At 62.1% G+C, this 23,828-nt stretch carries 22 protein-coding genes and 2 tRNA genes; 14 read left to right on the top strand and 10 right to left on the bottom strand.

The window, feature by feature from the left end; genetic code table 11:
* Positions 1-37 precede the first annotated feature (37 nt).
* Positions 38-112: transfer RNA gene (locus E7681_RS12460), tRNA-Asn, on the bottom strand.
* Between the two features lie 80 nt (positions 113-192).
* Positions 193-1,104 carry an MBL fold metallo-hydrolase gene (locus tag E7681_RS12455; protein ID WP_136339628.1) on the bottom strand — a complete coding sequence of 304 codons (912 nt, stop codon included), beginning with the start codon at positions 1,102-1,104 and terminating at the stop codon, positions 193-195.
* Between the two features lie 41 nt (positions 1,105-1,145).
* Here E7681_RS12455 and E7681_RS12450 point away from each other — a divergent pair, with 41 nt between their 5' ends.
* Positions 1,146-2,465 (top strand): ATP-binding protein, encoded by a 1,320-nt coding sequence (locus tag E7681_RS12450; RefSeq protein ID WP_136339627.1) that lies wholly within the window; start codon positions 1,146-1,148, stop codon positions 2,463-2,465.
* 283 nt (positions 2,466-2,748) lie between these two features.
* Here E7681_RS12450 and E7681_RS19295 read toward each other — a convergent pair whose 3' ends face one another.
* Positions 2,749-2,880, bottom strand: a complete 132-nt coding sequence (locus E7681_RS19295) for a hypothetical protein (protein ID WP_281277661.1) — start codon at positions 2,878-2,880, stop codon at positions 2,749-2,751.
* Between the two features lie 314 nt (positions 2,881-3,194).
* Here E7681_RS19295 and E7681_RS12445 point away from each other — a divergent pair, with 314 nt between their 5' ends.
* Positions 3,195-3,728 (top strand): hypothetical protein, encoded by a 534-nt coding sequence (locus E7681_RS12445; RefSeq protein ID WP_168733201.1) that lies wholly within the window; start codon positions 3,195-3,197, stop codon positions 3,726-3,728.
* 83 nt (positions 3,729-3,811) lie between these two features.
* On the opposite strand, the gene E7681_RS12440 is transcribed toward E7681_RS12445, so the two are convergent.
* Positions 3,812-4,429, bottom strand: a complete 618-nt coding sequence (locus E7681_RS12440) for a response regulator (protein ID WP_168733200.1) — start codon at positions 4,427-4,429, stop codon at positions 3,812-3,814.
* Positions 4,430-4,525: 96 nt separating this feature from the next.
* Positions 4,526-7,159 carry a PAS domain-containing hybrid sensor histidine kinase/response regulator gene (locus E7681_RS12435; protein ID WP_136339624.1) on the bottom strand — a complete coding sequence of 878 codons (2,634 nt, stop codon included), beginning with the start codon at positions 7,157-7,159 and terminating at the stop codon, positions 4,526-4,528.
* 571 nt (positions 7,160-7,730) lie between these two features.
* Between E7681_RS12435 and E7681_RS12430 the strand changes: the two genes are divergently transcribed.
* Both E7681_RS12430 and E7681_RS18840 read left to right on the top strand, forming a co-directional pair.
* Entirely contained in the window at positions 7,731-8,288 is a 558-nt protein-coding gene (locus E7681_RS12430; RefSeq protein WP_136339623.1) for a hypothetical protein, read from the top strand.
* A gap of 133 nt (positions 8,289-8,421) precedes the next feature.
* A complete protein-coding gene (locus E7681_RS18840; RefSeq protein WP_168733199.1) occupies positions 8,422-8,586 on the top strand; it encodes a hypothetical protein in 165 nt (54 codons plus the stop codon).
* 26 nt (positions 8,587-8,612) lie between these two features.
* Here E7681_RS18840 and chrA read toward each other — a convergent pair whose 3' ends face one another.
* Together chrA and E7681_RS12420 are read right to left on the bottom strand one after the other, a co-directional pair.
* Positions 8,613-9,956 (bottom strand): chromate efflux transporter, encoded by a 1,344-nt coding sequence (gene chrA / locus E7681_RS12425; protein WP_136339622.1) that lies wholly within the window; start codon positions 9,954-9,956, stop codon positions 8,613-8,615.
* 100 nt (positions 9,957-10,056) lie between these two features.
* Positions 10,057-10,132, bottom strand: a tRNA-Ile gene (locus E7681_RS12420).
* A 230-nt stretch (positions 10,133-10,362) separates the two neighbouring features.
* Between E7681_RS12420 and E7681_RS12415 the strand changes: the two genes are divergently transcribed.
* The 3 genes from E7681_RS12415 (at position 10,363) to E7681_RS12405 (ending at position 13,237) form a co-directional block, all read left to right on the top strand.
* Positions 10,363-11,991 carry a long-chain-fatty-acid--CoA ligase gene (locus E7681_RS12415; RefSeq protein ID WP_136339621.1) on the top strand — a complete coding sequence of 543 codons (1,629 nt, stop codon included), beginning with the start codon at positions 10,363-10,365 and terminating at the stop codon, positions 11,989-11,991.
* A 281-nt stretch (positions 11,992-12,272) separates the two neighbouring features.
* Entirely contained in the window at positions 12,273-12,617 is a 345-nt protein-coding gene (locus E7681_RS12410; protein WP_136339620.1) for a RidA family protein, read from the top strand.
* A 281-nt stretch (positions 12,618-12,898) separates the two neighbouring features.
* A complete protein-coding gene (locus tag E7681_RS12405; protein ID WP_136339619.1) occupies positions 12,899-13,237 on the top strand; it encodes a TfoX/Sxy family protein in 339 nt (112 codons plus the stop codon).
* Here the strand turns inward: E7681_RS12405 and ndk are convergent.
* Positions 13,234-13,656: a nucleoside-diphosphate kinase gene (gene ndk, locus E7681_RS12400; RefSeq protein WP_136339618.1), complete on the bottom strand. Its 423-nt coding sequence runs from the start codon at positions 13,654-13,656 to the stop codon at positions 13,234-13,236. The two genes, E7681_RS12405 and ndk, sit on opposite strands and share 4 nt — an antisense overlap.
* A gap of 159 nt (positions 13,657-13,815) precedes the next feature.
* Between ndk and E7681_RS12395 the strand changes: the two genes are divergently transcribed.
* The 4 genes from E7681_RS12395 (at position 13,816) to E7681_RS12380 (ending at position 17,374) form a co-directional block, all read left to right on the top strand.
* Entirely contained in the window at positions 13,816-14,100 is a 285-nt protein-coding gene (locus tag E7681_RS12395) for a hypothetical protein (RefSeq protein ID WP_136339617.1), read from the top strand.
* A 31-nt stretch (positions 14,101-14,131) separates the two neighbouring features.
* Positions 14,132-16,000 (top strand): ABC-F family ATP-binding cassette domain-containing protein, encoded by a 1,869-nt coding sequence (locus E7681_RS12390; protein WP_136339616.1) that lies wholly within the window; start codon positions 14,132-14,134, stop codon positions 15,998-16,000.
* A 115-nt stretch (positions 16,001-16,115) separates the two neighbouring features.
* A complete protein-coding gene (locus E7681_RS12385) occupies positions 16,116-16,736 on the top strand; it encodes a MarC family protein (protein WP_136339615.1) in 621 nt (206 codons plus the stop codon).
* A gap of 59 nt (positions 16,737-16,795) precedes the next feature.
* Positions 16,796-17,374 (top strand): retropepsin-like aspartic protease family protein, encoded by a 579-nt coding sequence (locus tag E7681_RS12380; protein ID WP_136339614.1) that lies wholly within the window; start codon positions 16,796-16,798, stop codon positions 17,372-17,374.
* Here E7681_RS12380 and E7681_RS12375 read toward each other — a convergent pair.
* Positions 17,371-17,835, bottom strand: coding sequence for a DNA polymerase III subunit chi (locus E7681_RS12375; protein WP_136339613.1), 465 nt, complete (start codon positions 17,833-17,835; stop codon positions 17,371-17,373). The genes E7681_RS12380 and E7681_RS12375 overlap by 4 nt on opposite strands.
* Before the next feature lie 4 nt (positions 17,836-17,839).
* Positions 17,840-19,303: a leucyl aminopeptidase gene (locus E7681_RS12370; protein ID WP_136339612.1), complete on the bottom strand. Its 1,464-nt coding sequence runs from the start codon at positions 19,301-19,303 to the stop codon at positions 17,840-17,842.
* A gap of 159 nt (positions 19,304-19,462) precedes the next feature.
* Here E7681_RS12370 and lptF point away from each other — a divergent pair, with 159 nt between their 5' ends.
* Genes lptF through E7681_RS12355 form a run of 3 tightly spaced genes read left to right on the top strand, consistent with a single transcriptional unit; the run spans position 19,463 to position 23,825 of the window.
* Positions 19,463-20,572: an LPS export ABC transporter permease LptF gene (lptF, locus tag E7681_RS12365; protein ID WP_136339611.1), complete on the top strand. Its 1,110-nt coding sequence runs from the start codon at positions 19,463-19,465 to the stop codon at positions 20,570-20,572.
* Positions 20,569-21,666 carry an LPS export ABC transporter permease LptG gene (gene lptG, locus E7681_RS12360; RefSeq protein ID WP_136339610.1) on the top strand — a complete coding sequence of 366 codons (1,098 nt, stop codon included), beginning with the start codon at positions 20,569-20,571 and terminating at the stop codon, positions 21,664-21,666. Before lptF ends, lptG begins: the two co-directional genes overlap by 4 nt.
* Positions 21,663-23,825 (top strand): LPS-assembly protein LptD, encoded by a 2,163-nt coding sequence (locus E7681_RS12355; RefSeq protein WP_136339609.1) that lies wholly within the window; start codon positions 21,663-21,665, stop codon positions 23,823-23,825. The genes lptG and E7681_RS12355 overlap by 4 nt, the downstream gene beginning before the upstream one ends.
* Positions 23,826-23,828 lie beyond the last annotated feature (3 nt).

Genomic DNA, 23,828 nt, shown 5'->3' with positions numbered 1-23,828 from the left:
CAAAAAAGCCCTCGAGCATCAGCTCAAGGGCTTTTTATGGCTCCGGCGGTAGGGATCGAACCTACGACCAATTGATTAACAGTCAACTGCTCTACCGCTGAGCTACGCCGGAACATGGGGGGGTGTATAGCTATGTCATTTTCCGGCGTCCAGAGGCTTTTGCCACTTTTTTCCGAAAAAAATTCATCCCCCTCAAACCAGCCGGAAAATCGCGTCCGCGGCCAGTTCATCCATCGCGGTGACGGTGTTTTTTCCAGACAGATCAACGAGATGCGCAAAGACGTTGCGCGTGGCCGCCGGAATCAACGCAGGCGGGGTTTCGGTGTAGATGCGCAGCGCAAGGTCGCGGGCGGTGGCGGGATTGCCCTCCAGCGCGGACAGGATCGCGGCCTCGCGGGCGCGGCGGTGACTCAGCAGCCAATCGACCCGTTCGGCGGTTTCCGTAACCGGCGCGCCGTGGCCCGCATGATAGCGCCGGGCCGGCAGGTCCTGCAGCAACTCGCACGAGCGCATGAAGTCCGTCAGGTCACCATCCGGCGGCGACACCAGAGAGCTGGCCCACCCCATCACCAGATCGCCGGTAAAGATCGCATCGTTCCAGGCAAAGCTCAGGTGGTTGCCGAAATGACCAGGCGTCCAAAGCGCGCGCAGGGCCCAACCGTCGCCCGCGATCACCTCGCCATCGGCGACGGTGATGTCCGGCTCGAACTCGGCATCGGTGCCTTCGCCGCCGCCCGCCAGCCCGCCCTGGGCCAGTTGCACCATCACATCGGACCGGCCCGCCAGGTAATCGCCATAGGCGTAGACCGGCGCGCCCACCCGCGCGGACAAGGCCCGCGCCAGCGGCGAGTGATCCAGATGCGCGTGCGTCACGATGATGTGCGAAATCTGCTGACCCGGATGCAGCGCGTCCAGAATCGCCTGCAAATGGCGCGGATCGTCGGGGCCGGGGTCGATCACCGCGATATCCCGCTCGCCCAGCAGGTAGGTGTTCGTGCCGCGATAGGTCATGGGCGAGGGATTGGGCGCCAGCACCCGGCGCAGCCCCTCTTCCAGCTGTTCGGCCACGCCCACGGGCGGATTGAAATCGTCCGGTGGCAACATCCTCTATTCCTCTCGCTGCGGCTGCCCGCTAGGTTTAGCCCATGTTCTTTCGCTGGCTCAAACGCTATTTGCCCCGCGGCCTCTATAGTCGTGCGGCGCTGATCCTGATCCTGCCTGTGGTCACGCTGCAGCTGGTGGTCTCTGTCGTCTTCATCCAACGCCATTTCGAGGGCGTCACCCGCCAGATGACCCAGACCGCCACGCGCGAGGTTCGCCTGCTGCTGGATGCCATCCCCGCCGATCTGCCCGCCACCGAGATCCCCCAGACGATTGCGCATCTGGCCGTGCCGCTGCAAATCCCCGTCTACCTGCCGGGCCAGACGCCCCCTGCCCCGCCGGGTCAGCGCCGCTGGTACGATGTCTCGGGGCTGATCGTGGAATATTACTTTGGCCAGATGCTGCCCGAGCTGCGCGCGATCTCGCTGCCCGATGACGACACGGTGCTGCTGTTCGTGGACATCCCGCAGGGCATCACCGTGCTGGAGCTGGACCGCGTTCGCGTCTCGGCCGCCAATCCGCATCAGCTGCTGGTGAACATGGCATTCTTCGGCGGGCTGATGACGCTGATCGCTTACATCTACCTGCGCAACCAGCTGCGTCCGATCACACGTCTGGCCGCCGCCGCCGAGGCGTTCGGCAAGGGCCGCAACGTCCCCTATCGCCCCACCGGCGCGATCGAGGTGCGGGCGGCCGGCAACGCCTTTCTGGACATGCGCGCCCGGATCGAGCGGCACATCGAGCAGCGCACCCTGCTGCTGTCCGGCGTCAGCCATGACCTGCGCACGCCCCTGACGCGGCTGCGTCTGGGCCTGGCCATTCTGGACGACCCCGAGGCCGACGCCCTGATGAAGGACGCCGACGAAATGCAGCACATTCTGGATGAATTCCTGTCCTTCGCCCGCGGCTCCTCGGAAGGTGAGCCCGAGCCGACCGATCCCATCGCGCTGGTCCGCAACTTGGTCGACGCCCTCAGCCTGTCGGGCCAGCCCGTCACGCTGATCACCGCCGAGGGCGAAGGCCTGGTCGCCCTGCGCCCCGTCGCGATGCGGCGCGCGGTGTCGAACCTGATCGAAAACGGCCTGCGCTACGGCAACACCGTACAGGTCTCGGTCGTGGTGACAGACAAATCCCTGCGCATCCGGGTCGAGGATGACGGCCCCGGCATCGCCCCGCAGGACCGCGATCAGGCGCTCAAGCCGTTCACCCGTCTGGACAGCGCGCGCAACCAGAACAAAGGCAGCGGCGTTGGCCTTGGCCTTGCGATCGTCGCGGACATCGCGCGATCGCATGGTGGTGTCCTGCGTCTGGGAGAAAGCGGAACTCTGGGCGGTCTGCAGGCCGACATCGTTATGGCCCGCTAGCCCTAAAAGTAAACAATCAGCGCAACAACGCCTGCCCAAAATACGGTCGCCAGAATCACCGCCATCCCAAGGCTGAATCCCTCGGGCTTCGCTGACTTGTGCGACCGTCTCTCTCTCTTGACGCCGGACAGGTTCTTAAATTGCCCCATCCGTTTCCCGTGCGTGCAAAGTTTTAATAAACGTAAAGCGAGCGTACAGCATAACCAGTGATATCCAAAATGGAATTTAACCCTGAGTTATTCGCGATCCCCCATAGCGAGAAAATCCGTGCTGTGACGGTGGCCTAAGCGACCACAAAAGCCACCACGCCTACCCAGAAAAACCCGGCCAGAATAAACGCCAGTCCCAGACCGGCCCCGCTCCGCTTGCGCAGGTCCTGATGTTCGTGATGCTGAGGATCGGTGTAATCAGTCATGTTCCCGCGGCTCATTTTCCCAGTTCGCTGGCCCCCAACGTGCCAATCTCGGGAAAGTTCCCGTCAAAGATGATTTTTTTGATTCCTGAGCGCATCGGCGTCCCGCCGATAAAAAGGCCCATCGCCAGCACCAGCGGTCCGGGTCGCTGTCCCGTCGCTCCCAAGAACGCCTACCACATCCTTTTGATAGCGCCAGCGTTCCTTTCGACACATTCCAATATCGTAATAGTTACCGCCAGTCACTTATGCCCAAAACGCACCTGCGACAGACATGTTACCTTTGGTTAACAAAAGCTTAGGTGACCAAAATGGGAATGATCCGCAAATTCAACTCCGGTTCTCTGTGGCAAGAGCAGCGCGTGTTCGGTTCTGCGCACCTTTCGAACCCGGCAGAGCCCGCTGACACGGCGCTGCCAACCCGGTCTTTTGCCGAAGGTTTCGGCTACGTCTCGACGAATGCGTCGATCGTGGGCACGACCCCCACGGATTCGTTGCTGCGGTCGTGGCTGGGGCGCGCCGGTTTTTCGGTGACCGCTCAGCCCACGCTGGACGAGATGATCGACGAATTGGCCGCCGACCCGGACAACACCGGCATCGTCTTTGTTGAGATCGAGTCGCTGGGTGGGATCACCCAAACCATCGAAGCCCTGCTGGAAATTCGCAAGATCGCGCCGGCTGTCACGATTGTGCTGCTCAGCGAAAAAGCCACCGTCAGCGAATTCGGCACCGAACGACTGGCGATCTGCGACGCGACCGTGAAGTCGCCCATCGGCTGGAAATCCCTGGTGGAAGCACTGGAACAGGCAAAAACCAACAATAAAATCTGGCAAGCTCGGCGCCTCTCCTGACCGACTTGCCGCGCAACTGAAAAGGCGACCCATCGATCAGGATGTGTCGCCTTTTTCTTTTGGGCAAGCCGTGCCTGCCCCCGTCAGGAAAGCCCCAACTCGCGCGCGATCAGCGCAGCATGGGTCCGGTTGCGGGCGTCCAGCTTTTTACAAATCGCGCGCAGATGCATTTTCACCGTCACCTCGCTGATTTCTTCTTCGCGGGCGATTTCCTTGTTGGTGTTGCCATTGCACAGGGAACGCAGAACAGATCTTTCGCGGGGCGTCAGATCGCTGCCCTGGCCTTGCTGCTCGTCATCCGAGGCCTGCGCAGCGATCAGGGTAGACGGCAGAAATACCTCGCCAGAGGCAATCAGCTGGATCGCGTTGACCAGCGCCCCGGCCCCCAGCGTCTTGGGGATGAACCCACGCGCGCCCAAAGTCACCGCTTCGTTCACCACGTCCGGGTTGGCGGTTCCGGAAAACAGTACGGTCGCACCGTCCGAGTTCGCATCGACGACCTTGGTCAGCCCATTCAGGCCGTTCATGCCCGGCATGGCCAGGTCCAGCAAGACCACGTCGAAAGAGCCTACCGTCTCGATCCGCTCCAGCGCCTCATCAACGCTGCCACATTCCGTGACTTCGATTTCGTCGTTTTTCTCCAAATGAGTCGAAATGATCTCGCGTACAAGCTTGTGATCATCGGCTACAAGAATCTTCATTTTGGTATTCCAAAAAAGTACGTTTCGGCTGTTTCCAGCCATTGAAACCCTAAGCACCGGGTTGTCGCGCGTGCAGGGCGGCTCTTTGATTGCGGGTTACATTGCAAACTCTTTTCTCAACTCATTCAGCTGATTACCGGCCATTATCCCCAGTAATTCGATGGCCTCGCACTGATGACAGCGCAGGCAGGTTTCGACCTCGGACAGCGTTTCAGCCAGCTCTTGCAGCCCCATCATCGCGCAGGCCCCGGCGGATTTGTGGATCAGCGCCAGTTGCTCACCATTGGTCAGCTCATCATCGCTCAGCGCCTTTAGAGCCTCCGCGGCCTCCTGCAAGACCTCCGCCAAAAGGCCGTTCGCTGTCTCCTGACCCATTACCTGAGTGATTTGATCAAAGGTGGGATCTTGCACCAGCACGGTCATAGCCGACAGATCAGACACAGCAGCCGCCGAAACAGCCGCCGGCACAGCCGACAACGCATGAGATGTGTAGAGGAACCGGTGCCGGAACGAACGCAGGTTTAGATCGATCTTTTCTACACCGATGGGCTTGATCAGGATCTTATCAAAGATTGTGCCCAATTTTTCGTTTGCTGCGGCACTGGTTGCCGTGACCCCAAAGATGACCGAGTTTGCAGACGGCCCCCGCCCTTCGCGGATGATCTGCGCGGCCGTGACCCCATCCATGACCGGCATCGAGAAATCCATCAGGATCGCGTCGAAATGCCGAAGCTTGGCCTTATCCACCGCAATTTGCCCATTTTCGGCGCACTCGGCAGTGTGGCCCAGACGTTCCAGCATCCTGCACATCAACGCGCTGTTCACCGGGTGATCTTCGACCACCAGAACGTTCAGTCTGCCGGTCCCGGTCCAATCCGGTTGTCCTGCGGTTTGCCCCACCTGCAAGACGGGGTTGATCGCTTTCGCGAACGGGATGGTAAAGTAGAACCTGCTTCCCTCGCCCAGCTGGCTTTCCAGCTCCAGCTGCCCACCTTGTTGCTGGACGGCCCGTTGCGCGATGGCCAGACCCAGCCCCGTGCCGTGTTTGCCGATCTGTCTGGAGCCAATGGGGACAGCGCTTTCAAACGCCTCAAATATCTTTTCCTGCATCTCAGGGGCGATTCCGACCCCGGTGTCCTCGACACTGACGGTCATACAACCGCCGCCGATTGCGTTGTCATTCGTGCACAGACGAATGGTGATTTGGCCGTGTGTCGTGAATTTGACCGCGTTCCCGGCCAGATTGTAGATCGCCCGAGAAAACGAGACCGGCCAGCCGCGAACGACCTGGTTCTGCACCTCGGGCGCAATTTCCAGCGTCAGCGCGTTTTCGTTCTGCTCGGCCAGGGCGCGCAACTCGTCTGCGATGTCCGCGACGATGCGCGCCGGGCTGAAATCTTCGCGCGGGGGGGCTGCCTCGCCCAATTGGGTCAGGTCCAATACGTCGTTGATCTGATCCAGGGCACGTTTACTGCAATCGTTCGCCGTCTTCAGCAGCGACTTTGTGTCGGCATCGATCTTGCTGGTGTCGACTAGACTGAGCGAAGCCATCAGACCATGCAGCGGCGTCCGCATCTCGTGGCTCATGGTTGCCAGGAACATGCTTTTCGCATGCGCGGCCTGCTCGGCCTGTCTGGCCGCGTCGCGCAGCTTTTCCTCAAAGGCCAATTGCTCGGTGATGTCACGCATGAACGAGACAACGACCCCATTCCCCGAGACATCCCGGTCCGTCATCATGGTGACTTCGATCGTGATCTCGGTGCCGTCCGCCCGCCGGGCCGGCATGATCCTAGGCCCAAGGACATACCTGTTTTCCGGCGCAACCGCGCGGATCTTCTCCATCTCGGTTTCGTGGGCGTCCAGCAACTCAGGCGGCAGAATAAGCTCTGGGACGGTCTGCCCCATGACCTTTTCCACATCTTGTCCGAAAATCTTTCCGAACATGGCGTTGCAGTACAGGATCTTGCAATCCAGATCGGTCACGATCACCGCATTAAGCGCGCAATCGAACGCTGCCGACAGGCTGGACGCAATCTGCGCAATCTGTCCGTTGCGCCGCTCCAATTCCCGCCAAAGCTGGTAAATCAGGAAAGTCCCGAACGCCATGAGCATCAGCAGGAAGATCGATTCAAGATAGAACCTGAAGAAAAGCCCTTCTTCTTCTTTTCGCTTTTTATCGGATTCGACCGCAAACAAGCCCAAGCATTCCAACGCAAATGATCGGATTTCAGGAAGCATTTGATCCACGGACGCGCGCAAATCGCGCAAGCCACCCTCGTCAAAGGCTGCACCCGAGTCAATTTCGGCCGCAAGCGCCTCTCGCCACGATATCAGGCGGTCCATATGGTCTTGCAGTTTATCCGAGGCAGGGTACCTTTTCAGCGAAACTCGTATTACCTCGATGCGGCTATACAAAATATCGAATTTTCGCGTGATAATTTTCCGAAAATCTTTTCCGCTATCGACATGCAGAATGTAGTCGTCAATTTCATGAAGAACCTGATGCGCGTCCACCTCCACACGCGCCACGCGCCAGGCTTCGTTTTCAGTATCATAAGATCTGATCAATTCCAGCTTGGTGCGAAAGTCGACAGCAGCGACAAAAAGCAAGGCGCTGACGCCTATCATCAGAACCAACAACAGGAAAATCGAGCCCCGGTTGGAGCGTTCACGCAATTTTGCGACCAGAACCTCGAAAGAGTATGAAGGAAATGCGTAAGACCAGCTCATTGGGAATTCTTCGACTCGGACTTTTTTCGTTATTGCCCGACCCAAAGCCGAAACATGTTTCAAATCAGTGGCGGATTTGCATCCGCAATTACCTAGGACAGATCGAACAGCACCTTGCCACCTTCCGGGGTCAAAACCACGACCTGAGGATAGGATAGATACCGCAACGAAACATGCACGTGGTCAAAGGATACCTAATCGTATCGTTCGAGTTGCGACCTACCCGAGCGGGTAGGAAACTACCCGAAATGGTTAGGACTCCGACGAACCGACGGCACGGAAAGTGCTGCGAGCGTCCATCATAAGTTCATTGACTGTGTTAATCATTACTAGCAGCGCAACTGCTTTGAAGCGACCGGTAAGAACATACAGGCGACCCAGACAACATATTGGTATCACGCCACGCCAATAATACCAAATACACCGACCACTATCTTTCGATAGCTTCTTCTATCCAATGATTTTCCCCGAATACTTACGACAACTTGCGCGAGTGGTCGGGTGAATTATCCTTGGATCAACAATTGACGATGTAGGCCACCAGCAGTTTCCGCCACGCAGGACATAACCGATGTTTGCTTCAGACCACGCGAAATTCGCCTCGCTCGATCACGGTAGCGTCGGCATTACCGGCAAGATCGGCGCCTGGTTCCGCAACGCCGCGGCAAGCCTTGTGTCCTCTCTCATTGATGACGTCGAAAGCGATGAGATCATCCGCGACGCGCTGGTTCATAACCGCGTGATGTATGTTGGCGACAACAGCAAGGAATATCAGAAAATCCGGTCCTGGATGAAGGAAAAGCTGGCCGTCGATTTCATCGAAGAGCCCTTTTCCGAATTCGTCGGCGAAGTACTGGCGGATTACGGCGACGATTGCGATGTCTTCGTGATTGACCATGACCTGTTTGAAGGCGATGCAACGGCCTTTGCGGAAGTCTGGGGAAAAATGCGGTCCATGTTCCCCAATAAGCCGGTCATTGTTCTGCAGGGACAGCAATATCCCAATTGTCCTGCGCAGATATACGGAATTCAGGGCGCCTCGGTCCTGCAAAAACCCCTCACGACAACTGATATGTGGTTTGGGCTACGGCAATCTATTCAGCTAGGTAAACTCCGCGCTGACGATTGAATGTGAAAACTAAAACACCCCCAGTGTTATCACTCCGGAGCCTCGAAAGGCGGGCATTTATTTCTGATGCCCGCCTTTCAAAATTTTCGACGCCCAGATGAAGCCACGAATACAAGGACTATTGGAGTTTCCAATGAACGATAACATCAACTCAAATAAATCGAGCTTCATTGACGTCAGCCGTTTTGCAAACGCGCTTTCTGATCTGGCGCCGGGTTGGTGGATCGCACCCTTCCTGTTGATCGGCGGATTGATCTGGGCCTTTGTATTCGCGCGGGTCTGGATGAGCCTTGGCTAAGCCGCGCTTAAACGGCCAAAGCCCCCTCAGACCAGCCCGGACAAGCGCAGCGCAATACCAAGCGCCGCAGCACCGCCCAGCACCGTGACCATGCCCAGCTTCAGCCGGAACACCGCCAGCAGGGCCAGCACCGACAGCCCCGCCGCCGCCCAGTTGACCGAGGCCAGAACCGGCAGCTCGATCCGCACCGGCCCCAGGCCCATCTGTGCCACCTGACCAAAGACCACGTGCACCGCGAACCAGATCGCCAGGTTCAGGATCACCCCCACCACCGCCGCCGTCACCGCCGTCAGCGCGGCCGAGACGCGGGTGTTGCGGCGCAGCCGCTCCATCCACGGCGCGCCCAGGAAAATCCAGGCGAAACAGGGCGCAAAGGTCACCCAGGTGGCCAGCAGCCCGCCCGCCGTGCCTGCCAGCAGCGGCATCGCCCAGCCCGCCTCGCGCCAGGCGCCCATGAAGCCGACGAATTGCAGCACCATGATCAGCGGTCCCGGCGTGGTCTCGGCCATGCCCAGCCCGTCCAGCATCTCGCCGGGGGCCAGCCAGCCGTGGGTGGCGACGGCCTCTTGTGCGACCCAGGCCAGCACCGCGTAGGCCCCGCCGAATGTCAGCACGGCGAGTTTCGAGAAGAAGACCGCGATCTCGGTGAAAACGCTGTCCGGCACCAGCACCAGCAGCGCGACCACCGGCAGCGCCCACGCCGCCAGCGCCCAGGCCCCTGCCCTGAGCGCGCCCCGCGCCTCGGTGCCGGATTCGGCCCCCAGCACCGTCTCGGCGTCATCGACATGGGTCTTGCCGACCGCGCCATGCCCGCCGCCGCCCCTGAACGCCGCGACCCCGGCGGCCGAGCCCATCCAGCCCAGCAGCGCCGCGCCCAGCACGATCACCGGAAACGGCACCCCCAGCGCCCAGATCGCCACGAACGAGGCCGCCGCAATCCCCATCATCGCCCCGTTCTTCAGCGCGCGTTTGCCCACCCGGATCACCGCCTGCACGACGATGGCCAGCACCGCGGCCTTCAGCCCAAAGAACAGCCCGTCGACAAAGGCGACATCGCCCCACAGCGCGTACACCCAGCTGAGCGCCATGATCGCCACTACCCCCGGTGCGATGAACAGCAGCCCCGCCACCAACGCCCCGCGTACGCCATGCATCAGCCAGCCGATATAGGTCGCCAACTGCTGCGCCTCGGGCCCCGGCAGCACCATGCAAAAGTTCAGCGCGTGCAGGAACCGGTCATCGCCCAGCCAGCGTTTCTCCTCGACCAGAATGCGGTGCATGACCGCGATCTGACCCGCCGGCCCGCCAAAGGAAAGTGCCGCAACCCGCGCCCAGACCCGAGCGGCTTCGGTCAATGTTGGATAGCTCATGCGCAGATGCCTTTCGAAAGCAGGTTTGCCCCCGAAATATCTGCTGGCTGTAAAGGAAATCCAGCACTTTCCGTGCAATACGGTTTTAATGGAAAGCGGATGGTAGGCCCGGCAGGATTTGAACCCGCAACCAAAGCGTTATGAGCGCTCTGCTCTAACCGTTGAGCTACAGGCCCGCCTGTGCGTTGAATAGGGCGCGCCGCCGCAAGCGTCAAGCATTCAGCCCACCCCGGAAATCCCCCCGCACAGCGGCTGAAAAAGACGCTGCGTCACCGAAAAATGACGCACCGTCCCCGGGGAATTCCGCAGCGCGGCATCTGGACAGAAGGTTTGCCCGCACGGCAGTACACCGTTGGATACAGCATTGCGCGGGATCCCCTCCCCGCGCTTCCAGAGGAGGAACCCCATGCTTGGTCAAATGATGCGCCACGAGCTGACGATCAGCTCTTTGATTTCCCACGCTGCCCGCTACCACGCCGATGCGATGGTCGTCTCGGTGGAAACCGACGGCTCGGTCGCCCGCACCACCTGGGGCGAGACCGAACTGCGCGCGCGCAAGCTGGCCTCGGCCCTGGAAAACCGCGGCATCGAGATGGGCGACCGCGTCGCCACCATCGCCTGGAACAACCAGCGTCACCTGGAAATCTACTTTGGCGTGGCCGGTGCTGGCATGATCTGCCACACGATCAACCCCCGCCTGTTCCCCGAACAGCTGGTCTACATCATCAACCACGCCGAGGACCGCGTCCTGTTCCTGGACCGCACCTTCCTGCCCGTCGCGGCCAAGCTGGGCGCGCACCTGAAGACCGTCAAACACATCGTCCTGATGGGCCCGCGCGACGAAGAAGCCGCCGCCATGGTGCCCGGCCTGATGTTCTATGACGAGCTGATCGAGGAAGGCGACGCCGCCTATCAATGGCCGCATGTGGACGAAAACAGCCCCTCGTCGCTGTGCTACACCTCGGGCACGACCGGCAACCCCAAGGGCGTGCTGTACACCCACCGCTCGACCGTGCTGCACAGCCTGGGCGGCAACCAGCCCGACGCGCTGAACATCTCGGCACGCGACTGCGTGATGCCGGTGGTGCCGATGTTCCACGTCAACGCCTGGGGCGTGCCCTACATGGCGCCCGCCGCGGGCTGCAAACTGGTGCTGCCCGGCCCGAACCTGGACGGCGAAAGCCTGGCCAAGCTGATCGACGCCGAGGGCGTGACACTGGCGCTTGGCGTGCCGACGATCTGGATGGGCCTGCTGCAGGCGCTGGAAAAGCTGGGCTCGAAGGCCGACAGCCTGAAGCGCACGGTGATCGGCGGCTCGGCCTGCCCGCCCTCGATGATCCGCGCCTTCCGCGAAAAATACGGCGTCGAGGTGATGCACGCCTGGGGCATGACCGAAACCAGCCCGCTGGGCACGCTGAACAACCTGCTGAACAAGCATGACGCCCTGAGCGAGGACGACCAGTACAAGATCCGCGAAGGCCAGGGCCGCCCGCCCTTTGGCGTGGAGTTGCGCATCATCGATTCCGAAGGCCACGTGCTGCCGCAGGACGGCGTGACCCAGGGCGAGCTGCAAATCCGCGGCCACTGGATTGTCGACACCTACTTCAAGGTGGAAAAAACCGCGCTGACGATGGACGGCTGGTTCGACACCGGCGACGTGGCGACGATTGATCCCAATGGCTTCATGATCATTCGCGACCGCTCGAAGGACATCATCAAGTCGGGTGGTGAGTGGATTTCCACCGTCGAACTGGAAAACATCGCCATCGGCCACCCCGAAGTTGCCAACGCCGCCGCCATCGCGGCCCGGCACGAGAAATGGGACGAGCGCCCCGTGCTGGTCGTACTGCCCGCCGCCGGCGCCACCCCGACCGAAGAACAGATCCTGGCCTTCTACGAGGGCAAGATCGCCAAATGGCAGGTGCCGGACAAGGTGATCTTCGTCGACGCGCTGCCGATCGGCGGCACCGGCAAGGTGCTGAAGAACAAGCTGCGCGAGCAGTTCGGCGAGGTGCTGATCGAGGCCGCCCAGTAAGGTACCCAGTAAGACGACCAGTAAAAAGACGGTGCCGGCGCGTGTCTGCGTGCCGGTGCCCTGCCCGGCGGCGCGCGTGTGTGGCGTGCGGGAGCCTCCGGCGGGAGTATTTTGCTCAGAAAGAAGCCCGATTTCTGCGCGGAATGGGGCCGGTGAGCACAAGTTCGCAACCTGCTGCATTTCCGGGCAAATTCCCCCTTTACAGGGTATCGCGGCGGGCCTAAACGCCCAGCACCGTGATTTCGGGGCGCGCGCGCCCTTCTGCGCAGAGGATTTTTCAGATGATCACCCGTATCGGCATCGGCCCCCGCATGAGCCAGGCCGTCGTTCATAACGGCACCGTTTACCTGGCCGGTCAGGTCGGCGAAGGCGCCACCGTGGCCGCGCAGACCCGCGACTGCCTGCGTCAGGTCGATGAGTTGCTGGCCCAGGCCGGGTCCTCGAAAGAGGCGATCCTGGCGACCACCATCTGCCTGGCCGACATCGCTGATTTCGCCGAGATGAACAGCGTCTGGGACGAGTGGGTGCCGCAGGGCAACACCCCCGCCCGCGCCACCGTCGAAGCCAAGCTGGCCGCGCCGAAATACCGTGTCGAAATCATCGTGACCGCCGCCGTCACCGCCTGATTTCCGACCGTTTTCCGACACTCCGGGACCCTCGGCATGCCGTAATGATTGGCTATGCTGATCCCGTAACCCGTTCTGCTGCCGGGGCTTTTCCGGCAGCCGTTGTGTTGCCTCGCTAAAGGATCATCAAGATGGAACATGCACAGCAAACCCAAGCTCCGACCCAGCAACAGCAGGGTCAGGCGCCCGCCCAGGGCCAGCAGCAGGCCGCGCCGGTTTTCACCGACTACGCCAGCATCTGAAAGATGACTGACCCCGGCGGGCCTGTTACTGTCGGGGTCATGTCCACACCTGTTTCCAGCATCCGCAACCTTGGGCCCGCGGTCGAACGCGACTGCGCCCGCGCCGGCATTCACAGCGCCGAAGTGTTGCGGGATCTGGGCGCGCATGAGGCCTACCGGCGGATGATCGCCAGCGGCACGCGCCCGCATTTCATCGGATATTACGCTCTGGTCATGGGCCTGCAGGGCCGCCCCTGGAACGATTGCCGGGGCGCGGAAAAGGACGCCCTGCGCGCGGCGTTCGACACGTTGAAGGCCGAGACGGCGGGCAGCGAAAAGGGCCGCTCGAAACTCGAAGCGGCCCTTGACGAAATCGGTGTGATCGAACGGAAGGCTTAGCCGACCAGTTCCAGACCCGAGAAGAAGTAGGCGATCTCGACCGCGGCGGTGTCTTCGCCGTCCGAGCCGTGGACCGAGTTTTCACCGATCGACAGCGCGAATTCCTTGCGGATGGTGCCTTCGGCGGCTTCGGCCGGGTTGGTGGCGCCCATCACTTCGCGGTTCTTGGCGATGGCGTTTTCACCTTCCAGAACCTGCACGACGATCGGGGCCGACGCCATGAAGTCGCACAGTTCGCCGTAGAAGGGGCGCTCTTTGTGGACGGCGTAGAACACGCCAGCCTGGGCCGGGGTCAGGTGGATGCGCTTTTGCGCGACGATGCGCAGGCCGGCGGCTTCCAGCTTGGCGTTGATGGCGCCGGTCAGGTTGCGTGCGGTTGCATCGGGCTTGATGATCGAGAAGGTACGCTGGATGGCCATTGGGCTCGCTCCTGTTTCCATGTGTTACAGTCTGGCGTGCCTCTAGCACGGGGGCTGTCAGGGATAAAGGGGGATATGGCGAGTTCCGCAGGGTTGCGCTTGACTTATCTGACTGTTTTGGTCAGAAAAGCCGCAGCCAAATCTTCAAGGATCCCAGCCATGAAACTCGCCATTGCCGCCCTGGCCCTGCTGGCCACGCCCGCGATTGCCGAAGACGCCCTGCCCTTTACCTATGAGATGTTCGAGGCCTCGGTGCTGCATACCGACATCGCCGAATGCCCGGCCGAGCTGGCGGGCGAAGGGCGGTTCTGCCGTGCGACGCTCTACATGGACGCGCTGCACATCTTCGTGTTCGAGGACGCAGGCGATCAGCCGCTGGTCGATTTCCTCAGCTATGACGCCTCGCAGCTGCATACCCTGCTGAAAACCCCGATCCCCGATTGACTTGGGCTGGGCGCTGGTTCACAGCACGCCCATGCTACGCATCGACGATCTTCATTATTCCATCGAGGGGCGCCCGATTTTCGAAGGGGCCAGCGCCACGATTCCCACCGGTCACAAGGTCGGCCTGATCGGCCGCAACGGCGCCGGGAAAACCACCCTGTTCAAGCTGATCCGCGGTGATCTGCATCTGGACGCGGGCTCGATCCAGCTGCCCTCGCGCGCCCGCATCGGCGGCGTTGCCCAAGAGGTGCCGGGAAACGAGGTCAGCCTGCTGGACACGGTCCTCGCCGCCGATACCGAGCGTGCTGCGCTGATGGCCGAATCCGCCACCGCGACCGACCCCGCCCGCATCGCCGAGATCCAGACCCGCCTGGCCGACATCGATGCCTGGAGCGCCGAGGCCCGCGCCTCCTCGATCCTGCGCGGCCTTGGCTTTGACGCCGACGAACAGCTGATGCCCTGCTCGGCCTTCTCAGGCGGTTGGCGGATGCGCGTTGCGCTGGCTGCCGTACTGTTCTCGCAGCCCGACTACCTGCTCTTGGACGAACCGACCAACTATCTGGACCTCGAAGGCGCGCTCTGGCTGGAAAACTACCTGGCAAAGTACCCGCACACCGTCATCATCATTAGCCACGACCGTGACCTGCTGAACCGCGCCGTCGGCTCGATCCTGCACCTCGAAAACCGTCAGCTGACCTATTACACCGGCCCCTACGACCAGTTCGTCCGTCAACGGGCCGAGCAGCGCGCCGTCCTCGCCGCCCAGGCCAAGAAACAAGAGGCCCGCCGCGCCCACCTGCAATCCTTCGTAGACCGGTTCAAGGCCAAGGCGACCAAGGCCAAGCAGGCGCAATCGCGCGTCAAGATGCTGGAAAAGATGGACATTATCCGCACGCCCGAGGATGCCGCGCGCACCGTCTTTACCTTCCCCGAGCCCGAAACCCTGTCGCCCCCCATCATCTCGACCGAGGGCGTGACCGTGGGCTATGACGGCACCCCGATCCTCAAACGCCTGAACTTGCGCATTGATCAGGACGACCGCATCGCGCTGTTGGGCAAGAACGGTCAGGGCAAATCCACGCTGGCGAAACTGCTCTCCGATCGCCTCCCCGCGATGGAGGGCAAGATCGCGCGCTCCTCGAAGCTGCGCATCGGGTTTTTCGCCCAGCATCAGGTCGATGAATTGCGCGTCGAGGAAACCCCGATCCAGCACCTGCAACGCGAGTTGCCCGACCAACACCCCTCGAAACTGCGTGCGCGTCTGGCCGGGTTTGGCCTCATGGCCGAGCAGGCCGAGACCGAGGTCGGCCGTCTGTCCGGCGGTCAAAAGGCCCGCCTGTCGCTGCTGCTGGCCACCCTGCCCGCGCCGCATCTGCTGATCCTCGACGAACCGACCAACCACCTCGACATCGAATCCCGCGAGGCGCTGATGGAGGCGCTGAACGACTATTCCGGCGCCGTGATCCTGGTCAGCCACGACATGCACCTGCTGTCGATGGTCGCCGACCGGCTGTGGCTGGTGAAGGACGGAACCGTCAAACCGTTCGAGGATGACCTCGACGCCTACCGCCGATTGTTGCTGCAATCGGACGCCCCGGCCAAACCACAGGAAACGGCGGGTGAATCCCACAAAACACCTGAAACGCAGCGCCGCAAATCGCGCGATCAGATCCTTGCCCTGCGCGCCGAAGTCCGCAAATGCGAGGAGCGGGTCGAGAAACTCTCGGACATGGAAGAAAAGCTGCAAACGCTGCTGAACGACCCCGAGCTTTTCACGACCAAAAAGGACCAAGCCATTGCTTTGCAAAAGAAATATGCAGAGCTGCAAGAGGCGATGGCCCGCGCCGAGGCGCTGTGGATGGACGCGTTGGAGCAACTGGAGGCCGCCGAGGCCGGCTAAAGGTTAATCTCAAGAGTTCTCTGCAAGCTGCTGGAACTGCGGGCAAAATACGGAAATTCGGCGGGGCCGCGTTAACCTCTGGCGCGCCCGGCCACCTTTGGCTAGGCTTTTTGGCATGGACACCGCCTTTCTCATCACCGGTTTCGTCACGCTGTTCGTGATCATCGACCCGATCGGGCTGACGCCCCTGTTCGTGGCGCTGACCCAAGGCATGACGCAAAAACAGCGTCAAACCATAGCCTTACGGGCCATTCTTACAGCTGTTTTCGTACTCAGCCTGTTCACCTTGTTCGGCGAGGCGGTGCTGGGTTTCGTCGGCATCTCCATGCCCGCCTTCCGCATCGCGGGTGGCCTGCTGCTGTTCCTGACCGCGCTCGACATGCTGTTCCAACGCCGCACCAAACGCCGCGAGGATCAGGCCGAAGAAGAAGACCACCACGACGACCCCTCCGTTTTCCCCCTCGGCATCCCCCTGATCGCAGGCCCCGGCGCCATCGCGACGATGATCCTGCTGTCCGGCCAGCAACCCGGAATGGCGGGGCTGGCGATGGTAATGGGGATCATGCTGGCCGTGCTGGTGATCGTGTTTTTGCTATTCATGACAGCAACTTGGCTGGAGCGCGCCCTGGGTAAGACCGGCATCAACGTGGTCACGCGACTGCTGGGGATGTTGCTGTCCGCCCTTGCGGTCCAGTTCGTTCTGGACGGTCTGCGCGCATTTGGCATCGCCAGCTAGGTGCAACCCGCCGCCCGCCGCCCTATATCAATTTGGCACGGTTTGAAGGGGGCGCTGAAATGGACGGCTGGGATTACGGACGCATCCTGTATCTTGGATTGCTGCTGGTCGTGATCGGCGGCTGGTTCTTTGTTCAGAACCGCCGCAACCTGTCCAAACTGCTGCAACAGGCGTTGGTCTGGGTGTTTCTGTTCATAGGTGTGATCGCCGCCGTCGGCCTGTGGGACGATGTGCGACAGTTGAGCTATCCCGTCCAAACCATTCATTCCGAAGGACAAATCGAGATCCCTCGCGCGCCTGACGGGCATTTCTACCTGACCGCAAAGGTTAACGGAGAGGCGCTGCGCTTTGTCATCGACACCGGTGCGACGGACATCGTGCTCAGCCAGCGGGACGCCGCCAAAGCCGGTCTGAACACCGAAACCCTAGCCTTTTGGGGGCAGGCCATGACCGCCAACGGCCCGGTCAAAACCGCGCCCGTCAAACTAGAACTGGTCGAGGTCGGCCCGATCCGCGACAACTCGGTCCGGGCTTGGGTGAATGGTGGTCAGATGGAAACGTCACTGATGGGCATGTCCTATCTGCAGCGGTTCTCGAAGATCGAGATGACGCCGAAAACGCTGACGCTGACGCGCTAATCGTTTATTTTCTCGGCCTTTTTCTGCCAGCGCCCGCTTTCCTCGGACCAGTAGATCGCCGAGCACCCGGCATCCGTCAGCGTCTTCCACTGCACCCGCGCGCGCTGCACCGCCTGATCGTCCAGACCGTCGAACAGGATGCTGACCCGTTGCAAGGCGTTCACCTCATCTGGGGCGACGTCCGCCCCGTCGATGGTGATCAGGCAATCGGGGCCATTGGTGGCGGGGCCGGTCGTCAGCAGAACCGGCTGCAAGGCGTCATTCGGCCCCCCGGCCAAACCGTGCGGCAGGAACCCCTCTTCGGGGCCCAGCCACAGTTTCTGGTCCAGCCAGTCCATCCGCCCCAGATCGGTGCCGCGCACTGCCACCGTCCAACCTGCCTCCAGAGATTTCTCCAGAAGCATCGGCAGCGTCGCCTCTAGCGGCTGCCGGGTCAGGTGGTAAAAATACACGGCGCCCAATGGGTTAGCCCTCGTACTTGTCCGCGATCAGGCGGTTCAGCGACAGCACACCCCAGCCCGTCGCGCCCTTGGGGGCATATTTCGACTCGCCCTTCACGCTGGCCACACCGGCGATATCCAGGTGGATCCAGGGGGTTTCATCCTTGACGAAGCGGCGCAGGAATTGCGCGGCGGTGATCGAGCCAGCCGGACGCCCGGCCGAGTTCTTGATGTCCGCGATCGCCGACTTGATCATATCGTCATAGGCCGGGCCCATCGGCATCCGCCAGGCACCCTCGCCCTCGGTGGCGGCGGCTTTCAGGAAGTCGTTGCAGATCAAGTCGTTGTTCGAGAAGACACCAGCGTTTTCATGTCCCAGCCCAACGATGATCGCGCCGGTCAGCGTGGCCAGGTTGATCATGCCCGCGGGCGCAAAGCGTTCCTGCGCGTACCAAAGGACATCGGCCAGAACCAGGCGGCCTTCGGCGTCGGTGTTGATCACCTCGATCGTGTCGCCCTTCATCGAGGTCACCACGTCGCCCGGGCGGGTCGCGGTGCCCGAGGGCATGTTTTCCACCAGCCCGACCAGACCGACGACATGCGCATTGGCCTTGCGCAGGGCCAGCGCCTTCATCACGCCAGCCACGACGCCCGCGCCGCCCATGTCCATGGTCATGTCTTCCATGCCCGCCGCCGGTTTCAGCGAGATACCGCCGGTGTCAAAAACCACGCCCTTGCCGACCAGCGCCAGGGGCGCGCCCTCGCCGCCTTTCCACTGCATCACCACCACCTTGGACGGGCTGGCCGAGCCCTGACCCACGGACAGCAGGCTGCCCATGCCCAGTTCGGTCAGCTTGTCCTCGTCCAGAACCTCGACCTCGACGCCCAGATCGGTCAGGGCCTGCAGGCGGGTGGCAAATTCGGTGGTCGTCAGGTAGTTGGCCGGTTCGCTGACCAGATCACGGGTAAAGAACACGCCCTCGGCCACGGCCAGCAGGGGCGCGGCTTTCTCGGCCACCGCCTCGGGCGAGGAGCACATGATCGTGACGCCCGCGCCCGCCTCGGCGGGCTTGCTTTTGCGCTGGGTAAAGCTGTAGGCACGCAGGGCGATCCCCAGCGCAACCTCTTCACAACGTTGCAGATTTCCGGCCAGAACCAGCAGCGCGGCCTTACCCTTAGCGCGGGCCAGAACGGTGCCCGCCTTGCGCGCGGTCTCAACCTCGGCGCGGCGGCCCAGCTTGACGATGTCCAGCGCCTCGGCGGCCAGACCGACCGGCCAGGCCAGCGAGGTCATCTCGCCCGGTTTCATTTGCTCGAACGCGTCGGAGTCCAGGAACCGTTTCACCGCGCCACGGGTCAGTTTGTTGGCCCGCGCAGCCCCCGGACCCATCTTGCCGTCACCACCCACGATGATCGCCACGCGCCCCGTTGTAGCGGCGATCGCGTCGATGTCGGTGGCGGTGAACTGGATGGAAACGGGGTTGGTCATCTGGGCCTCCTTGGCTGCTTTGACCAGAGTCCTAGCGCGCGCCCGCCCACTTGACCAGAGAGCAAGTCCAGTTAGCAGTTTTCCCCCGCCGTCGCATGGGGTAACACAAACACCAACTGTGGTTCCCGGGGGGGTATCTTGGCCAGATTCGACAGATATATGCTGTCCCAGCTGATGGTCCTGTTCGGATTCTTCTCGCTGGTGCTGGTGTCGATCTACTGGATCAACCGTGCCGTTCGCCTGTTTGACAAGCTGATCGGCGACGGACAGTCGGCGTTTGTCTTCGTGGAATTCACTGCGCTGGCCCTGCCCAACGTGATCCGGTTGGTGCTGCCGATGGCGGCCTTTGCGGCCTCGGTCTACGTCACCAACCGGCTCAGCAGCGAATCCGAGTTGGTGGTGATGCAGGCCACCGGCTACAGCCCTTGGCGTTTGTCCCGGCCCGTGGTGTTCTACGGCCTGATCGTGGCGCTGATGATGTCGGTGCTGACCAACCTGCTGGTGCCCAGCAGCCTGTACCAGATGCAGCAACGCGAGGCCGAGATTGCCGAAAACGCCACCGCCCGCCTGCTGACCGAGGGAACATTCCTGCACCCGACCGACGGCATCACCTTCTTCATCCGCGAAATCACCCCCAAGGGCGAACTGGAAGACGTTTTCCTGTCCGACCGGCGCGAGGAAGACCGCGCCCAGACCTACACGGCGACGCGGGCCTATCTGGTGAATGACGATGGCCAGATCAACCTGGTGATGCTGGACGGCATGGCGCAAAGCTTTACCCGCAAGGGCAACCGGCTGTTCACGACACATTTTTCGGATTTTTCGTACGATATCACCGCGCTGATCCGTCAGACCGACGCGGTGGCCCGCAACGTGGCCCATGTCGGCACGTTCGAGATGCTGGCCAACCCCGATGCCATTGCCGCCGAAACCGGCGAAACCGTGGGCGCGGTGATTGTCGAGGCGCATAACCGCTTCAACCAGGCTCTGCTGTGCATCGCGGCCTCGCTGATCGGGTTCGCCGCGCTGCTGGTTGGCAGTTTCTCGCGGTTTGGGGTGTGGCGCCAGATCATCGGGGCACTGTTCCTGCTGGTGCTGGTCAAGCTGGTCGAGGGCGTCTCGGCCGAGGCCGCGCTGAACGATCCCACCCTGTGGCCCGCGGTCTATGCCCCGTCGATCTTTGGCATCGGCGTTGGAATGGCGCTGCTGGCGTGGTCAGGGCGCAACCGCCGCCCGCTGAAACCCAAAGTGTCGGAAGTGCCGGCATGAAACTTCACCTCTACTTCGCCCGCAAATTCGCCGTCACTTTCCTGGGCATCCTTGGGGTGTTTTTCCTGTTGATGGCGCTGATTGATCTGGTCGAGCAGATCAGCCGGTTTTCATCGCGCGGCGTGGCGCTGCCGAAGATATTCGAGCTGACGCTGCTGAACACCCCGCAGGCGATCTACAACATCCTGCCGCTGGTGATGATCCTGGCGACGATCACGCTGTTCCTGGGGCTTGCGCGTTCCTCCGAGTTGGTGGTGACGCGGGCGGCTGGCCGTTCGGCGTTGCGCAGCCTGATGGCCCCGGTGGCCGTCGCTGCAATGATCGGCATCATGGCCGTCAGCATGTTCAACCCCATCGTCGCCGCCACCTCCAAGCGTTTCTCGGAACTGGACGAGACCTATCGCACCGGCGGCGCGGACGTGTTGTCGATCAGCTCCGAAGGGTTGTGGCTGCGCCAAGGCGGGATGGAGGGCCAGACCGTGATCCGCGCCGCCGCCGCTGATGCCGAGGGCACAACGCTTTTTGACGTGACCATGCTGTCCTACGCCCCGCAAGGCGGCCCGATCCGCCGCATTCAGGCGGATAAGGCTGAACTGGGCGACGGTGCCTGGACCCTGACCAACGCCAAGGTCTGGCCGCTAGCCGCCGGAACGAACCCCGAAGCAGGGGCCGAGGTGCACGACACGCTGCGCATCACCTCCAGCCTGACACAGGACCGCATCCGCGACAGTTTCGGAACCGCAACGGTGATTTCCGTCTGGGACCTGCCGCAATACATCCAGCAACTGAAAGAGGCCGGGTTTTCCGCCCGCCGCCACTCTGTCTGGCTGCAGATGGAGCTGGCCCGCCCGCTGTTCCTGATGGCGATGGTGCTGGTGGCCTCGGCCTTTACCATGCGGCACACCCGGTTTGGCCATACCGGCATCGCAGTGCTGACCGCGATCATGCTGGGCTTCGGGCTGTATTACATCCGGAACTTCGCCCAGATTCTGGGGGAAAACGGCCAGATTCCGGTGATGCTGGCCGCTTGGGCGCCGCCTGTGGCCTCGGTCCTCTTGGCGCTTGGCCTGCTTCTGCATATGGAGGACGGATGACACCGCGTATCGCCCCCCTTCTGCTGGCCGCAGCCCTGGCCCTGACGGCCCCCGCCCTGCCGGGGCGTGCCGATGACGCGCCGCCTGCGGTGCTGATCGCCGACAGCCTGCGGGTGGACGGGCGCAACCGGCTGATCGCCAATGGCCATGTCGAAATCATGTATGACGACGTCCGCCTGAAGGCCGCACGGCTGAGCTATGACCGCAAGGGCGACCTGCTGGAGATCGAGGGCCCGATTGTCCTGACCCAGGGCGACAGCACGATCATCCTTGCCGGCTCGGGCGAGTTGGATGGCAAGCTGCAGAACGGCATCCTGCGCGGCGCACGGATGATCATGGACCGGCAGGTGCAACTGGCCGCGAACCAGATCAACCGCACCGGCGGGCGCTACACGCAACTGTACAAGGTCGCCGCGACCTCGTGCCAGGTGTGCGATGCGAAAACGCCGCCGGTCTGGCAAATCCGCGCGCAACGCACCGTGCATGACCAACAAGAACGCCAGCTGTATTTCGAGAACGCACAACTGCGGCTGATGGATGTGCCGGTGCTGTGGGTGCCCCGGATGCGCCTTCCCGACCCGACGCTGGACCGCGCCTCGGGCTTTCTGATCCCCGAATTGCGCCAAAGCTCGGAACTGGGCCTGGGTCTGGTCATGCCGTACTTCATCAAGATGGGCGATCACAGGGACCTGACGCTGACGCCCTACCTTTCGACGCAGACGGCGACGCTTGAATGGCGCTATCGGCAGGCATTCCGGCGCGGACGGATCGAGTTTCAGGGCGCGATCTCGGACGACACGCTGCAGCCCGGCGACCTGCGCGGATACGCCTTTGGCTCTGGCCTGTTCGAACTGCGCAACGACTACAAACTGTCCTTCGGGATCGAGGCCGTCACCGACCGCGCCTATCTGCTGGATTACGACTATTCCGACAAGGACCGCCTGAAAAGCGAAGTCGCCCTGACCCGTGCCACACGCGACGATTACCGCCGCGTCGCGCTGGTGTCGTTCCAGTCCCTGCGCGACGGCGAGGATAACTCGACCATCCCGACCATCATCGGGGACGCCGAATACGAGCGCCGCTTTTTCCCGTCCCGCTTTGGCGGTGAGCTGCGGATGAATTTCGCCGCACATTCGCATTACCGCTATTCCGACATGGCCACCGATGGCCCCGACAGCGATATCTGGGGCGACGGGCGCGATGTCAGCCGGGCCGAGGCGTCGCTGCTGTGGCTGCGCGGCTGGACCTTTGGCCCCGGCATCAAGGCCGATTTCCGCGCGGGGGCCGTAGTGGATGCCTACACGATCCGTCAGGATGTCTCGGCCGCGCTGAACAACGAGATTCTGGTGACGCCGCAAACCTCGATGGCGCTGCGCTGGCCGTGGCTGAAGACCACCGCGCGCGGTGATGTCCACGTGGTCGAGCCGGTTCTGATGATGGGCTGGGTCGGCGGCAACAGCCTGAACATTCCCAACGACGAAAGCACCCGGGTCGAGTTCGACGAAGGCAACTTGCTGTCGCTGTCGCACTTCCCGGCCCCTGACCGGCGCGAACGTGGCGGTGCGGCCGCACTGGGCCTCAGCTGGACCCGCACCACCCCCACGGGCTGGAGCAACGCGCTGACCTTTGGCCAGATCCTGCGCGAGGACAGCGAGGCGGCGTTCTCGGAAACATCTGGCCTGTCGGGCACGCGCTCGGATCTGCTGGTGGCGGGTCAGATCCGCTCGGACAAGGGGCTGGGGCTGACGGCGCGCGCGCTGATGACCCAGTCGTTCGACCTGCACAAGGCCGAGGCCCGCGCCAGCTGGCAAAACACCAATAACGCCTTTGCCCTGTCCTATGTCTGGCTGGGCGCCGATACCGCCGAAGACCGCGCCGACACCGTCTCGGAATGGTCGCTGGACGGGTATCGCCGGTTCTCGACGCATTGGTCGGGGACCGCGAACTGGCGCTATGACGTGGCCGACAGCCGCGCCACATCGGCGGCCTTTGGCCTGCGCTACACGAACGAGTGTATCGAGGTGAACCTGAACCTCTCGCGCCGCTTCACCTCTTCGACTATCGTTGATCCGTCGACGAATTTGAGCTTTACCGTAGGGCTGAGAGGGTTCAGTGCGAAAACCTCTGATCGCAGCTATGCCCGCACCTGCCGGAACTAAAGG

The sequence above is a fragment of the Thalassobius vesicularis genome, from assembly GCF_004799325.1.
In the GTDB taxonomy this organism is placed as follows: Bacteria; Pseudomonadota; Alphaproteobacteria; order Rhodobacterales; family Rhodobacteraceae; genus Thalassobius; species Thalassobius vesicularis.
The sequence above is the reverse complement of the archived record's forward strand: the minus strand, read 5'-3'. Positions and strand labels throughout refer to the sequence as shown.

Excerpts from the sequence above, each read along its gene's own strand:
- E7681_RS12355 (WP_136339609.1), top strand. The coding sequence starts at position 21,663 with ATGACACCGCGTATCGCCCCCCTTCTGCTGGCCGCAGCCCTGGCCCTG.
- E7681_RS12415 (WP_136339621.1), top strand. The coding sequence starts at position 10,363 with ATGCTTGGTCAAATGATGCGCCACGAGCTGACGATCAGCTCTTTGATT.
- E7681_RS12440 (WP_168733200.1), bottom strand. The coding sequence starts at position 4,429 with ATGAAGATTCTTGTAGCCGATGATCACAAGCTTGTACGCGAGATCATT.
- E7681_RS12455 (WP_136339628.1), bottom strand. The coding sequence starts at position 1,104 with ATGTTGCCACCGGACGATTTCAATCCGCCCGTGGGCGTGGCCGAACAG.
- chrA (WP_136339622.1), bottom strand. The coding sequence starts at position 9,956 with ATGAGCTATCCAACATTGACCGAAGCCGCTCGGGTCTGGGCGCGGGTT.
- E7681_RS12410 (WP_136339620.1), top strand. The coding sequence starts at position 12,273 with ATGATCACCCGTATCGGCATCGGCCCCCGCATGAGCCAGGCCGTCGTT.
- ndk (WP_136339618.1), bottom strand. The coding sequence starts at position 13,656 with ATGGCCATCCAGCGTACCTTCTCGATCATCAAGCCCGATGCAACCGCA.
- E7681_RS12390 (WP_136339616.1), top strand. The coding sequence starts at position 14,132 with ATGCTACGCATCGACGATCTTCATTATTCCATCGAGGGGCGCCCGATT.
- E7681_RS12380 (WP_136339614.1), top strand. The coding sequence starts at position 16,796 with ATGGACGGCTGGGATTACGGACGCATCCTGTATCTTGGATTGCTGCTG.
- E7681_RS12405 (WP_136339619.1), top strand. The coding sequence starts at position 12,899 with ATGTCCACACCTGTTTCCAGCATCCGCAACCTTGGGCCCGCGGTCGAA.
- E7681_RS12385 (WP_136339615.1), top strand. The coding sequence starts at position 16,116 with ATGGACACCGCCTTTCTCATCACCGGTTTCGTCACGCTGTTCGTGATC.
- lptG (WP_136339610.1), top strand. The coding sequence starts at position 20,569 with ATGAAACTTCACCTCTACTTCGCCCGCAAATTCGCCGTCACTTTCCTG.
- E7681_RS12395 (WP_136339617.1), top strand. The coding sequence starts at position 13,816 with ATGAAACTCGCCATTGCCGCCCTGGCCCTGCTGGCCACGCCCGCGATT.
- lptF (WP_136339611.1), top strand. The coding sequence starts at position 19,463 with ATGCTGTCCCAGCTGATGGTCCTGTTCGGATTCTTCTCGCTGGTGCTG.
- E7681_RS12450 (WP_136339627.1), top strand. The coding sequence starts at position 1,146 with ATGTTCTTTCGCTGGCTCAAACGCTATTTGCCCCGCGGCCTCTATAGT.
- E7681_RS12370 (WP_136339612.1), bottom strand. The coding sequence starts at position 19,303 with ATGACCAACCCCGTTTCCATCCAGTTCACCGCCACCGACATCGACGCG.
- E7681_RS12430 (WP_136339623.1), top strand. The coding sequence starts at position 7,731 with ATGTTTGCTTCAGACCACGCGAAATTCGCCTCGCTCGATCACGGTAGC.
- E7681_RS18840 (WP_168733199.1), top strand. The coding sequence starts at position 8,422 with ATGAACGATAACATCAACTCAAATAAATCGAGCTTCATTGACGTCAGC.
- E7681_RS12435 (WP_136339624.1), bottom strand. The coding sequence starts at position 7,159 with ATGAGCTGGTCTTACGCATTTCCTTCATACTCTTTCGAGGTTCTGGTC.
- E7681_RS12445 (WP_168733201.1), top strand. The coding sequence starts at position 3,195 with ATGATCCGCAAATTCAACTCCGGTTCTCTGTGGCAAGAGCAGCGCGTG.
- E7681_RS19295 (WP_281277661.1), bottom strand. The coding sequence starts at position 2,880 with ATGACTGATTACACCGATCCTCAGCATCACGAACATCAGGACCTGCGC.